Source organism: Acidobacteriota bacterium, from assembly GCA_030774055.1.
GTDB lineage: Bacteria > Acidobacteriota > Terriglobia > Terriglobales > Acidobacteriaceae > JACPNR01.
Map to the genome: position 1 here is coordinate 1 of JALYLW010000055.1, position 12,171 is coordinate 12,171.

Sequence of the window (12,171 nt, forward strand, 5' to 3'; positions counted from 1 at the left end):
CGCTCGGTATAATCCCCACGGCTGAGGGCGAGTCCTAGAAAACGTAGCGCGGGAGGGACTGAAGATGCCAGGTGTGGAAGGGCGCGTCGCGCTGGTCACAGGAGCGTCGCAAGGCATTGGGCGCGCGTGCGCGCTGCTGCTGGCCGCAGGCGGAGCGCAGGTCGCGCTCGCGGCGCGCAATGAAGAGAAGCTCGCCGCCACCAAAGCGCAGATCTTGGTTGCCGGTGGCCAGGCCGAGACCTTCAAGCTCGACGTGGCCAATGAGGACGAGGTCAAAGCCGTGTTCAAGGCCGCGGTGGCGAAGTTCGGGCGGCTCGATATCCTGGTGAACAACGCCGGCATCACGCGCGACCAGCTCATCATGCGCATGAAGCGCGCCGACTGGGACGCGGTGATGAACACCAACCTCACCGGCGCTTACCTGTGTACACAGGCGGCCGTCACTCCGATGTTGAAGCAGCGCTATGGCAGGATCATCAACATCACGTCTATCTTCGGGCAGATCGGGCAGAGCGGGCAGGCGAACTACTCGGCGTCGAAGGCAGGGCTGATCGGGTTGACGATGTCGGTGGCGCGCGAGGTGGGCTCGCGTTCCATCACCTCGAACGCCGTGGCGCCGGGATGGATCGAGACGGAAATGACCAAGGACCTGCCGCAGGAGATGAAAGACCAGGTACTGAAGATGATCCCGCTCGGCCGCACCGGCACCGATATCGACATCGCGAATGCGGTGCGCTTCCTGGCCAGCGAAGAGGCGGGCTATATCACCGGACACGTGCTCAGCGTGAACGGTGGAATGCATATGGGGTAGGAGATCCCCATCGTCGCTAGGGGGAGCAGATCCCTCGGAATGACAGGCTTCGCGGCTAAACGGAGCGGTAGACGAATTTTCCGCCCACGATGGTCGCGACCGCCTTACCGACCAGTTGCCATCCGTTGAAGGGCGTGTTCTTCGAGCGGGAGAGCGACCTCGCCGCCTCGAACGTCCAGCGCTTCTGCGGATCGAAGATGGTGACGTCCGCGATGGAACCTTTGGCCAGCGTCCCGCGGCCTTTGAGTCCGATGATCCTCGCCGGATTGGTGGAAAACAGTTCGACGATGCGCACCATAGGGATCCTGCGCTCGCGATGCAGCTTGAGGATGGCGAGGCCAAAGGCCGTCTCGAGGCCGGTGATGCCAAACGCGGCGCGCTCGAACTCGACCTCCTTCTCGTGGACGGCGTGCGGCGCGTGGTCGCTGGCGATGGCGTCGATGGAGCCGTCGGCGAGCCCGACCAGCAGCGCTTCGCGGTCGGCGCCGGTGCGCAACGGCGGATTCATCTTGAAGTTGGTGTCGTAGTCGCCGATGTTGGCGTCCACCAGGGTGAAGTGGTGCGGCGTGATCTCGCACGTCACCTTGGCGCGGTTCTTCTTGCCTTTGCGGACGGCCTTGAGCGAACCGGAAGTCGAGATGTGCGCCACGTGCAGCTGCGCGCCGGTGGAGCGCGCGAGTTCGCAATCGCGCTCCACGATGGCCCACTCGGCTTCGTTGCGCCAGCCGCGGAGGCCAAGCTTGAACGCGGCGGGACCATCGTTCATCGGACAATCTTTGGTCAGGCGTGTGTCTTCGGCGTGCTGGATGACGGGGATGCCGGCCTGCGCGGCGGCGCGCAGGGCGTCACGCATGATCTGGTCCTCGAAGATGGGGCGTCCGTCATCGGAAACGGCGACTGCGCCGGCGCGTTGCAGCGCGCGGAAGTCGGTGAGCTTTTCGCCTTGCGAGCCGAGCGTCGCCGCGGCGACGGGGAAAACGTTGACTACGGCGCCACGCTGCGGGTCGCGGATCCAGGCCGTCGTCTCCGGGGAGTCGTTCACCGGATGCGTGTTCGGCATGGTGCAGACGGAGGTGAATCCGCCCGCCGCGGCAGCCTGCGTGCCGGTGGCGATGGATTCCTTGTGCGATTGGCCGGGCTCGCGCAGATGGACGTGCAGGTCGATGAATCCGGGCGCGACCATCAAGCCGCGCGCGTCGAAGGTCTCGTCGCCGCCCTTGCCCTTGCCCCGCGGATAGATCTCGGCGACCTTGCCATCGCGCACGAGGATATCCATCTCGGCGTCGATCTTGTTGGCGGGATCGACGACGCGTCCACCCCGGATGAGCAGCGTGGGGGACGCGGGAACTTTCTTCGCGGCGGTCATCCGGCAACCCCCATCACGGTGGCGAGCGTGGCCATGCGGACGTAGACGCCGTTCGCCACCTGCTCGCGGATGACCGATTGCGGTCCGTCGGCGACCTCGGCGGTGATCTCGAGGCCGCGGATCATCGGGCCGGGATGCATCACCAGGGCTTCGCGACGCGCCAGCTTCAGACGCTCGGCGGTGAGCTGGTAGTAGCCGATGTAGTCATCGAGGCGGAGCTGCAAGGTGCCGAGGCGCTCTTTCTGCACGCGCAACATCATGATGACGTCAGCGCCGCGCAGCGCGCCTTCGAGGTGCCGCGTCACGGTGACGTTGGGGGAGAGCGTGGCCGCGACTTCCGGACACAACTCCGGCGGGCCGCACAGCGTGAGCTGCGCGCCCAGCTTGGCGAGCAGATAGACAGCCGAGCGTGCGACGCGCGAGTGGTAGATATCGCCCACGATCACGACCTTCAGCCCGGCGATCTTCGGCTTGTGCCTGAGGATGGTGTAGGCATCGAGCAGTGCCTGGGTGGGATGCTCGTGCATGCCGTCGCCGGCGTTGATCACCGGAACGTCGAGATGGCGGGCCATGAGGTGGGGCGCGCCGCTCGCCGGATGTCGCATGACGACGCAGTCCGCACCCAGCGCGCGCACGGTGTAACCGGTATCGATGACCGATTCGCCTTTTTCGATGGAGGAAGCGGTGGCGGTGACGATGGCCGTCTGCGCGCCCAGAGCCTGGGCGGCGAATTCGAAAGAGATGCGCGTCCGCGTGGATGCCTCATAGAACAGCAGCACCACGCGCTTGTCGCGCAGGAGCGGGCGGGGTTTTGAGGACTGCATGCGGCGGGCCAGCCGCAGCAGGCTTTGAATCTCTTCGGGCGACAGGCTCTCCGTGCCGAGCAGCGAGCGCCGATTGTTCCGGCTCATCGTTTCTTGCCTGCCGGCTCGCGTTCCGCCAGCAGGACTTTCTCCGTGGTGTCGGTCTCCGCGAGCTGGACCTCGATCATCTCGAGCGGCTTGGTCTGCACCGCGCGGCCGACGTAAGCCGCCTCGATGGGCAGTTCGCGATGTCCGCGATCGATGAGCACGCACAGCTGCACGCGCCGCGGACGGCCGTGATCGAAGAGCGCGTCCATCGCCGCGCGCGTGGTGCGTCCGGTGTAGAGCACGTCATCGACCAGGATCACATCCATGCCGGTGACATCGAATCCGAACTCGCCTTTGTTGACCACCGGCTTGGGGCCGACGACCGTCTGGTCGTCGCGATAGAGCGTGATGTCGAGCGTGCCCACGGGAACTTTCTTGCGCTCGATCTGCTGGATCAGCTTGGCCAGGCGTTCGGCCAACGGCACGCCGCGCCGCCGTATGCCGACCAGCGCCAGCTTCTCCACCCCGGTCTTCTCCGTGATCTCGTGGGCCAGGCGCACGAGGGTGCGCTCGATCTCGGAGGCGGACATCAACTGCGCCTTCTCGTGCAACAGCGGCTGGCGCGGGGCTGGCAGCGAGCTCATCTTAGTCACGTTTGCCTGGGATTTCGGGGGAAGCGAGATAATACCCGTCCCGTGGGTGACGGGCAAGTTACTGCGTGAGTCCCTGTCTAAGTGATTGATTCTAGGATGTTTGCCGTCGTCCCCAAATGGCCGCGCCGACCGCCCCGCCGATCACGCCAAAAATGATGAAGGCAACGAGGACCACCACCACCATGGCCGTGACCAGGATGGCCACGCCCTCGGGAGTGCTCATCTGCTGCATCACGCGCTGTGCATTGGGATCGGGATTCTTGGCGGCCGCCTCTTGCATCTGCTGCATCAGTTGGCGGCGGAACTCACCCGTGCCGCGAGCGGAGACCACCACCACTTGGAAGAGCAGCCAGAAGACGAAGGCGAAGAAGCCCGTCACCGCGCCGATGCGCGCGCCCATGCCAGCGGTGACCAGGGCGCCTGGCTTCCACTTCCGGTACATCATCACGGCGAGCGCGCCGCCGCCGATGACCCACAAGCAGCAGCCGGCGGAGACGAAGCGAAGCGAGGAAGGGATACCGGCGAGGAGCCCCAGCAGCGCCGCGGCCTTGAAGGCGACGCTCCAATCGACGCGTGGCGTCCCCGCCATGACCGGTATCGCGGCGGGCTGGATGTTGCCGGGTGTCCCCGGCGGCAGGGGCGGAGTGGCGGCAGAATCGGCCAAACTCGGATGCACGCGGATCTGTGGGGCGCCGCACGAGGGACAGAATGCTGTCCCTTCGTCGAGCATGGCACCGCAACGATGGCAAGCGGTCTGCATGAGGGGTTCAAGGTAACACGGAGCAGTACGCAGTACCCAGTACGCGGTACGCAGAAAAAACAAAGGCGCACCCTTTCGGGTGCGCCGTTTCGCAGGGCTAAAAGCCGAGGCATTTGGTGGTTGCTGGGTACTGGGTACTGTGTACTGCTCCTACAGAGTGTCGCCCTCGGGATTCTTGCCTACGATCACGCGGACGAGTGCGAACTCCGCGCCGGGCTTGCCGTCTTTGCGCTCGCTGATGGCAACGACTCTCTGGTTACGCTCGGTGCCCATCTTGAATTCCGTGGTCTTGCGGCCGCTGTGGCCGGTCTGCTTGTCGCAGGTGACGGGGCTATCCTCGTCGTCCTTGTCGTTGTTGTCCTTCTTGCCGGAATGGATGTCGACGTCGCCGATGTCGCGGCCCGAGCCGGTGCACTCGATGGTCTTCCCCATCGGCTTCAACTGGTCGCGATACCACGTGACCACTTTGTCAGGCGAGTCGTCGGTCACATAGCTGACCACTGCGACCTTGAGACCGAAGAGGCTGAGCGAGACGGTGGCCTGGTTCTTATCGCCATTCCCTTTATCGTTCGGCTTGAGCGAAGCGCCGGGGTAGACGGGAAGGCCGGTATCCTTGGCTTCGGCCTGGTTCTTCACCTTCAAGTCGCCGAACGGCGTGTTGATCTCGACGCCCTTCTTGCCTTCCTTGTCGGTCTTATTGATCTCGCAACCGGCGAGCGAAAGCAGCAGGGCCGCGCTCGCAACCACGGTGGCTGCGCCGAGTACGCGCCGCAGGGGCGAAGCAGTGAGAGTGGGTCTCGTAAACCATTTAATCCCGTAAGTGGACATTTGATGTTCCTCCCTGGCGGCTGACTGTGACCACGTTTGGCCGGCCCGCGCCGCCGCCCCCAGCGCCGCGGGCGGCGATACCGGGGATGGTAACCGGCAAGCGTCCGGCCATGGGCGCTTCGCCGAACAGCGCCTTGACCGCCGCGACCTCGGAGACGGCGACGTTCGAATAGGTGCAAACGTAATTCTGTACTTCCGGGAACCCCGACGCCAGATACGGATTCCCCAAGCTGACCAGCACCGTCTTCGCCGCCGCGACCTGCAAGATGGCCTTGACGAGATTCGAGGGGCCTTCCTGCAGTCCGACGGTGTTCACCGCCTTGCCGTTGATGATCACGAACTTGCCGCCGGATGCGACCACGTAGGCCGCCACGATCACCGCATCGGCGCGTTGTGCCAGGTCCACGACCTGCGGCGCCATCGCCGCAGTGTTGCGCGGATCGAGCCAGACCACGCGCGCTCCCGGCACGCGCGCCTTCAGTTGCTGCTCGAAGACGCGTCCGGTCTCGCTGCGCAGGTCCTCGAGCAACAACACCGCGAGCACTGGCGCCGGCGGCGCCTCTACTTGTCCATACGGCAAGGCGGACGCCGTGGTTCCAACCTTCTTAAGCGGCAGCAGCCTGCCGTTGTCGCGGACCAGCGTGATGGCGGCCTGCGCTACCTCCTGACCGAACTGCACATTCTCGGGCTGGGCGAGCACGCGGTCGAGCTGCGCCACATCCACCAGGCGGGCGCGATAGAGTCCGACGGCGGCCTTGGCATTCAGGATCTTGCGCACGCTGGCATCGATCTGCGCTTCGGATATCTCGCCCGCACGCACCGCGGCGACCAGCGCGTTGAAGGCAGCTTCGAGGTCCACCGGCAGCAGCACCATGTCGTTGCCGGCCTTCACCGCCTCGACCGCAGCGCGGCCAGACTGAGGATAAAGCCGGGTGAGCGCGGCCATGTCGAGCGCGTCGGGCACGACCAGTCCCTGGAAGCCAAGCTGGCCTTTGAGCAGGTCGCTGATGATGACGGGCGAAGTGGACGCGACACGATTCGGGTCGGGATCGAGCGCCGGCACAGTGACGTGGGCCACCATCACCGCGTCCACGCCGGCACCGATGGCGGCGCGAAAGGGTACCAGCTCGACGGCATTGAGCCGCGCGCGGTCGCCGGTGACGATGGCGAATTCGAGATGGCTGTCGGTCGAGGTGTCGCCGTGTCCGGGGAAATGCTTGGCGGTGGTGAGCATGCCACCCGCGACCGAGCCGCGGATGTAGCGGGTGACGAGATCACCGACCTGCCGCGGATCCTCCCCGAACGAACGGGTATTGATGATGGGATTGATGGGATTGGAATTCACGTCGGCCACGGGAAAGAAGTTCCACTGCACGCCGAGCGCGCGCGACTCGGTGGCCACGATGCGCGCGAAGCGTTCGACATTCGCGGGATCGCTGCCCGCGGCGAAAGCCATGGCGGAGGGAAACTGCGTCACGCCCTGAAAGCGCATCGAAGGTCCGCGCTCCAAGTCGCCGGCGAAGATGAGCGGGACGTCAGACTCGCGCTGCAGCGCGTTCACCAGCATCGCCGCCTCGTAAGGCTGGTTGCGAAAGACGAAGCCGCTGTCGCTCGGCGCGGTGAGCAGCAGTCCGCCAAGGTGGAAGCGCCGCACCTGCGCCGTCATCTGCTGGAACTCCGGGCTGGCGACGTTCCGGAACTCGACGATGGCGCGCACCATCAGCATCTGCCCGATCTTCTCTTCGAGTGTGAGGCGGCGCAGCGTCTTCTCCGCCCACCGGTCGCCCTCTTTGGTGAGTTGGACGGGCCCAGGCTGCTGGAACTTGTCTTCGCTAAAGGCCGATGTGGAGCAGAGTGTGCAAGCGAGAAGGGAGAGCGCAGTCAGGCGGCGCAGCATGAGACAGCGACGATAACAAATGCAGTCGCTAGTCGCTAGTCGCTAGTCGCGAGTCGCTGGCCCACCAGCTCAACCGCCTGCTCAGTGATGGCAGCGTCGTCGCCAAAGCCCTTCAGCCAGCAGACATCCGGTTCGCGGCGGAACCACGTGAGCTGCCGCTTGGCATAGTTGCGGTGCGACTGCTGCGCCGCCCAGATGGCGAGCTTGCGGTCGCTCTCGCCGCGCAAGAGTTGCATCGCTTGCTTGTACCCGAGCGAAGCGAGTGGCCGCGCGGCCTCGCCATACTTCTCGAGCAGGGCCTTGGTTTCTTCCACCAGGCCGCGCTCGAACATCTGCGCGGCGCGCTGGTTGAGCCGGGCGTAGAGGGCGTTGCGCTCAGGGTCGAGGCCGAGACGCAGGATGCGGAAGCCGCGCAACGGCTCGCGGCCGGCCTGCCACAGTTCGGTCATCGGACGTCCCGCGGTCAGCGCGACTTCTATCGCGCGGATCAGCTTGGGGACGTCATTTTTGTGGATCTGCCCGGCTGCGCCGGGATCGAGACGCGCGAGCATCTGGTGCAGATGCTGCGGGCCTTTGTCTTTGTCTTGCGCATCGGCACGGAGACGCGCGCGCAGTTCTTCCGAACGCGGTGGTCCAGCGAACAGGCCGTCCAGCAACGCGCGCAGATACAGCCCGGTGCCGCCGACGATGATGGGCAGCTTCTTGCGCTCAGCAATCTCGGCCAACACCTCGCGGGCGCGCCGCGAGTATTCGCCGGCGGTGAACTCTTCGGTGGGCGCGGCGATATCGAAGAGATGGTGCGGCACGCGGGCGCGGTCGTGTTTCGAAGGCTTCGCGGTCCCGATCTCGAACTCGCGATAGATGGCGACCGAGTCGCAGTTGACGATCTCGCCCGAAAACCTCTCCGCCAGCGCGAGCGAGAGTGCCGTCTTCCCGCTGCCGGTGGGGCCAAGGATGACGATGGCGACTGGTTCCTGCAGAGGCGTCACCGCCAGCTCCAATGGATGAGCCGCCAGGAGCGCGCCAGGATGAACAGCAGGATAAGGACGCCGATGGCCACAAGTCCGAGCACGTCATGACGCCGCGCGCGCATCTCGCGATTCTATTACCGGGAGTGGCGCTTACTGCATCTCGTTGCGATCGGGGTTATAGAAGAAGCGGCCGCGGACGGTGAAGTAGTCGCCGCGAAAATCGGTGGGGAGTTGCGGCATGGGGTTGGAAGCGGTGATGGCGCCGAACGCGGCGCGGTCGAGCGAGATGTCTCCGGAAGGCCCGACCAGGCGGACGCCGGTGACCGTGCCATCCTTCAGCACGCTGAACTCGATGACCACCAGCCCCTTCTTGCGCAGCGGCGCGCGCGCGGCTTCCGGGATGAGGTTCATCCAGTTGTTCATGATCTGCAGGCGCATGCGCTGCAGGTAAGGCGCGAAGTCCACGCCGAGGGTGTCGCTGAGCACTTCAAAGTCACCGCGCTGTGCCGTCTTGGCGAAAGCCGGTCCCGAGCCGTAGTCGCCACTCTCACCACCGCCGCCACGCTGCTCTGAAGCGGCGCGCGCTGCCTGCTGGATCACCGCGCCGGCGCTCGCCGGACCGCCGAAATCGGGCAGCGCACGGCCACGTCCGGGAAGCGCGGGAGAATGAAGCTCCGCGATCTGCTGCTGGGTACTCGGCTGCGCGGGTGGACCGGACTGCGGCGCCGGCTGCTGCTGCGGCTGGGGCGCCTGCGGTGACACCGCGTTGGTGGCCGCCGGAGAGGGCGCGCCACGGCGAAGGTTATCCGCCAGCCGGTCGAGCGTCTTGCGGTCGATCGAAGGCGCGCGCGATGACGTCATGCGGTCCTTGTCGCTGATCACGTTCGTCTTCGGGTGCTCGACCAGCTTCTGCTGGTCTGGCGCGAGTTGCAGGTACTGCACCGAATCGTCTTTCGCGAGCAGCTGCCGCGCCGTCAGCACGATGGGGCTGTTCCTGGGCAGCGCCACGATCACGGCCACGATCAACAACACGAACACGATGTGGAGGAGGATGGAGAAACCGGTCAGCGCGACGAAGTGCCGCCACGTCCAGCGTCCCTCGACCTGCTCGAAATGCGGGACGAACGGCTCCACCGGCCGGGGATAAAGGTCGAGCTGCACCTCGCGTTTTTGCGTGGAAACGGTCGCCATCTGTCAGTGCCCAGTACCCGGTACTCAGTACCCGGAGGAACTTGTCTCTCTCTCTATTCTCGCGTCTTCTATTCTCGCACCAAGCAGCGGTGCGTACCCGGTAACTCGTCCTTATTAGACGATTTCCGCCCGCGATTAGGGGCAAGACATTACGCGGGTCGCCTTGCCGGGTACTGGGTACCGGGTACTGCAGTCTAGAACCCGATGCGGCGGCTATGGTCGCGGATGGCGGCGAGGATTTCGAGCGCGACCGCGAGCGCGCGGCGGCCTTCCTCAAGTGGCACGACGGGCTGTGTGCGCGTCCGGACGGCGTGCAAGAAGGCGCGCAGCTCGGCGTGCAGCGGCTCTTCGTGCGTCACTTCGGGCTTGAAGGGACGGATCTCCGGACCGGACGGATGGGCTGATGAATGACGTGCGGCGTCGACCTCGGCCAGTCCGGGGGCCGGCGGCGGCGCTTCACCTTTTCCGTCGCCTACGGTGAACACAACCACGTCCTGCCGGGTGTAGTCGAGCGAGACGTACTGGTGCGGCTGGAAGAAGCGCAGCTTGCGGATGCGCTCCGTCGAGACGCGGCTGGCGGTGAAGTTCGCCACGCATCCGGAATCGAATTCCATGCGCACGTTGGCGATGTCCACCTTGTCAGACAAGATGGGAAGGCCGACGGCGCGCACTTCCTTGACCGGCGAGTCCACGAACGAAAGCACGATGTCGAGATCGTGGATCATGAGGTCGAGCACCACGTCTACATCGAGCGCGCGCGGCGTGAACACCGAGAGCCGGTGGACCTCGAAGAACATCGGTTTGGTGATGAGCTTCGCGGTGGCGCGCACCGCCGGGTTGAAGCGCTCGAGGTGGCCGACCTGCGCGATGCGCTGATGCTGTCTGGCCAGCTTGATGAGCTCGTCGGCTTCTCTCAACGAGGAGGCGACTGGCTTCTCGATCAACACGTCGATCCCGTCGCGCATCAGCTGCTGCGCGACTTCGAGGTGCGCGACCGTGGGTACCGCGACGGTGGCGGCGTCTACCTTGCCCTTCAGGCCGGCAACCGTCGCGAAGGCCTGCGCGCCGAACTGGCGAGCGACCTCTTTGGCGCGTCCGACGTTGGCGTCCACCACGGCAACGAACTCGAGCGCGGCATCCTGCTGCGCTAGCTCGTGATAGACGCGCGCGTGGTTGCGCCCAAAAGCGCCTGCGCCGACTACGGCTATGCGCGTTTTATGTTGCGGAGGCAAGAGAGTGATTGTCGCAGATGCAGCGGGCACTCACAAAATCCAGCTCACCTGCAGAATCTCCCGCGCTGCGAGGCGAATCCAAACAGAGAGCAAGAAGGGAGACTTCCCTGTGTACGAACTGCCTGCACTTCCCTACGCCTACGACGCGCTGGAACCGATCATCGACGGCGAGACCATGAAGCTGCACCACGACAAGCATCACGCCGCATATGTCACCCACTTGAACGAGGCGCTGGAACCCTATAGCGAGCTCGCCAAACTGCCCATCCGCGAATTGATCGCCGAGATCGAATCCGTGCCGGAGCAGATCCGCATGGCGGTGCGCAACCACGGCGGCGGACACCTCAACCACTCAATGTTCTGGCGGCTGATGACGCCGAAACGCGGTGGCAGCCCGGGCAAGTCCGTCGCGCGCGAGATCGAGAAGCACTTCGGCTCGCTCGACACGTTCCGCGAGAAATTCCAGAAGGCCGGCGAAGCGCACTTCGGCAGCGGCTGGGTGTGGCTGGTGCGCGGTCCCGCGGACGCGCTCGCGATCATCACCACGCCCAACCAGGACAGCCCGGTCATGGACGGGCTTCATCCCATCCTCGGCAACGATCTGTGGGAGCACGCCTACTACCTGAAATATCACAACAAGCGTGACGAGTACCTGAAGCTGTGGTGGGAGGTCGTGAACTGGGACGAAGTCGCGCTGAACCTGGAGAACGGCGCTGAGGGTCGAAGCGCGGCGTAAGGCCGTTGTTCAGGCGGCAACGATCGTGACGCCGGCGGCGTCGGCGGCAGCGATGACCTTGTCGCCGTCGAGCAGCAGGCACTTGCCGGCGTCGATGGCGAGGCAGGTGGCGCCGGCGCGCTGCATCGTCGCGATGGTCGCCACGCCGATCACGGGGACATCAAAGCGCATGTCCTGCTCCGGCTTTGCGACCTTCACCACGGTGAGCGCGCGGCTGAGCGTGGAGGCCGCGCCGGAGAGCGAACGCATCAGCTCGCCGGCGCGCAGGATGGTGGCGTCGGTTCCCTCCATGGCTTCGACCGCGACGCAGGCGGAGTCGGCGATGACGACCGTCTGGCCGATGTCGAATCGTGCGAGGTGGCGGGCGGTGGCGCGTCCGTAGGTGACGTTCGCGTTTTCCGCTTCGGTGGGCGCGCGCTTGGTGAGCACACCCGGCTTCGCCAGCAGCGGCTCGAGCAGCGCGGTGGAGCTGATGAGGTGGATGCCTTCCTCCTCGAGTACCTTTGCCACCGCGCCGATGAGCGAATCGGTGTTGCGCGTGGTGAGCGACAACAGCAGCTTGGCCAGCCGCCAGTCTGGCTTGATGGCACTGAAGATCTGCTTGTGCTTCACCTGGCCCGCCATCACGGCGGTAGTCACGCCTTCACGCTTGAAGGTATCGATGAGCTTGGAGAGGTCGCCGAGCGAGAGCCAGTGTAGGCCCGGAACTTTTTTTTCCAGGCCGGGCGAGGCTTCTTCTTTGATGGCGACGACGACGAGCTGATAGCCCTGGGCCGAAGCGGCGTCCGCAACGAGGAAGGGGAACTTGCCGTTGCCGGCGATGAGTCCGAGTTTTGGTTTGTCGGGCATCTTTGGTGCGCTAGGGCTTCCTCGAC

12 protein-coding genes are annotated in these 12,171 nt (G+C 65.2%); 2 read left to right on the forward strand and 10 right to left on the reverse strand.

All coding sequences use genetic code 11. The features are described from left to right. Window positions 1-64: 64 nt before the first annotated feature. Window positions 65-811, forward strand: a complete 747-nt coding sequence (gene fabG / locus M3P27_04465) for a 3-oxoacyl-[acyl-carrier-protein] reductase (GenBank protein ID MDP9267565.1) — start codon at window positions 65-67, stop codon at window positions 809-811. Between the two features lie 55 nt (window positions 812-866). On the opposite strand, the gene M3P27_04470 is transcribed toward fabG, so the two are convergent. The 9 genes from M3P27_04470 to M3P27_04510 form a co-directional block, all read right to left on the reverse strand. Further along, a complete protein-coding gene (locus M3P27_04470) occupies window positions 867-2,177 on the reverse strand; it encodes a dihydroorotase (GenBank protein ID MDP9267566.1) in 1,311 nt (436 codons plus the stop codon). Further along, window positions 2,174-3,088, reverse strand: coding sequence for an aspartate carbamoyltransferase catalytic subunit (locus M3P27_04475; protein MDP9267567.1), 915 nt, complete (start codon window positions 3,086-3,088; stop codon window positions 2,174-2,176). Before M3P27_04475 ends, M3P27_04470 begins: the two co-directional genes overlap by 4 nt. Then, complete coding sequence (gene pyrR / locus M3P27_04480) at window positions 3,085-3,639, reverse strand: bifunctional pyr operon transcriptional regulator/uracil phosphoribosyltransferase PyrR (GenBank protein ID MDP9267568.1); 555 nt, start codon at window positions 3,637-3,639, stop codon at window positions 3,085-3,087. Before pyrR ends, M3P27_04475 begins: the two co-directional genes overlap by 4 nt. Before the next feature lie 133 nt (window positions 3,640-3,772). After that, on the reverse strand, window positions 3,773-4,441 hold the full coding sequence (locus M3P27_04485; protein MDP9267569.1) for a zinc ribbon domain-containing protein: 669 nt from the start codon (window positions 4,439-4,441) through the stop codon (window positions 3,773-3,775). A gap of 150 nt (window positions 4,442-4,591) precedes the next feature. Beyond that, entirely contained in the window at window positions 4,592-5,269 is a 678-nt protein-coding gene (locus M3P27_04490) for a hypothetical protein (protein MDP9267570.1), read from the reverse strand. Continuing rightward, complete coding sequence (locus tag M3P27_04495; GenBank protein MDP9267571.1) at window positions 5,250-7,166, reverse strand: glycoside hydrolase family 3 protein; 1,917 nt, start codon at window positions 7,164-7,166, stop codon at window positions 5,250-5,252. The genes M3P27_04490 and M3P27_04495 overlap by 20 nt, the downstream gene beginning before the upstream one ends. A 35-nt stretch (window positions 7,167-7,201) precedes the next feature. Beyond that, the gene (gene miaA / locus M3P27_04500) at window positions 7,202-8,146 is read right to left on the reverse strand and encodes a tRNA (adenosine(37)-N6)-dimethylallyltransferase MiaA (GenBank protein MDP9267572.1); all 945 of its coding nucleotides are present in this window, start codon (window positions 8,144-8,146) and stop codon (window positions 7,202-7,204) included. 141 nt (window positions 8,147-8,287) lie between these two features. Then, complete coding sequence (locus M3P27_04505) at window positions 8,288-9,328, reverse strand: TonB C-terminal domain-containing protein (protein ID MDP9267573.1); 1,041 nt, start codon at window positions 9,326-9,328, stop codon at window positions 8,288-8,290. Window positions 9,329-9,522: 194 nt separating this feature from the next. Continuing rightward, the gene (locus M3P27_04510) at window positions 9,523-10,560 is read right to left on the reverse strand and encodes a Gfo/Idh/MocA family oxidoreductase (protein MDP9267574.1); all 1,038 of its coding nucleotides are present in this window, start codon (window positions 10,558-10,560) and stop codon (window positions 9,523-9,525) included. Window positions 10,561-10,669: 109 nt separating this feature from the next. Between M3P27_04510 and M3P27_04515 the strand changes: the two genes are divergently transcribed. Further along, a complete protein-coding gene (locus tag M3P27_04515) occupies window positions 10,670-11,296 on the forward strand; it encodes a superoxide dismutase (protein ID MDP9267575.1) in 627 nt (208 codons plus the stop codon). A 9-nt stretch (window positions 11,297-11,305) separates the two neighbouring features. Here the strand turns inward: M3P27_04515 and lpxI are convergent, their stop codons facing one another. Continuing rightward, window positions 11,306-12,145, reverse strand: coding sequence for a UDP-2,3-diacylglucosamine diphosphatase LpxI (lpxI, locus tag M3P27_04520; protein MDP9267576.1), 840 nt, complete (start codon window positions 12,143-12,145; stop codon window positions 11,306-11,308). Window positions 12,146-12,171: the final 26 nt, after the last annotated feature.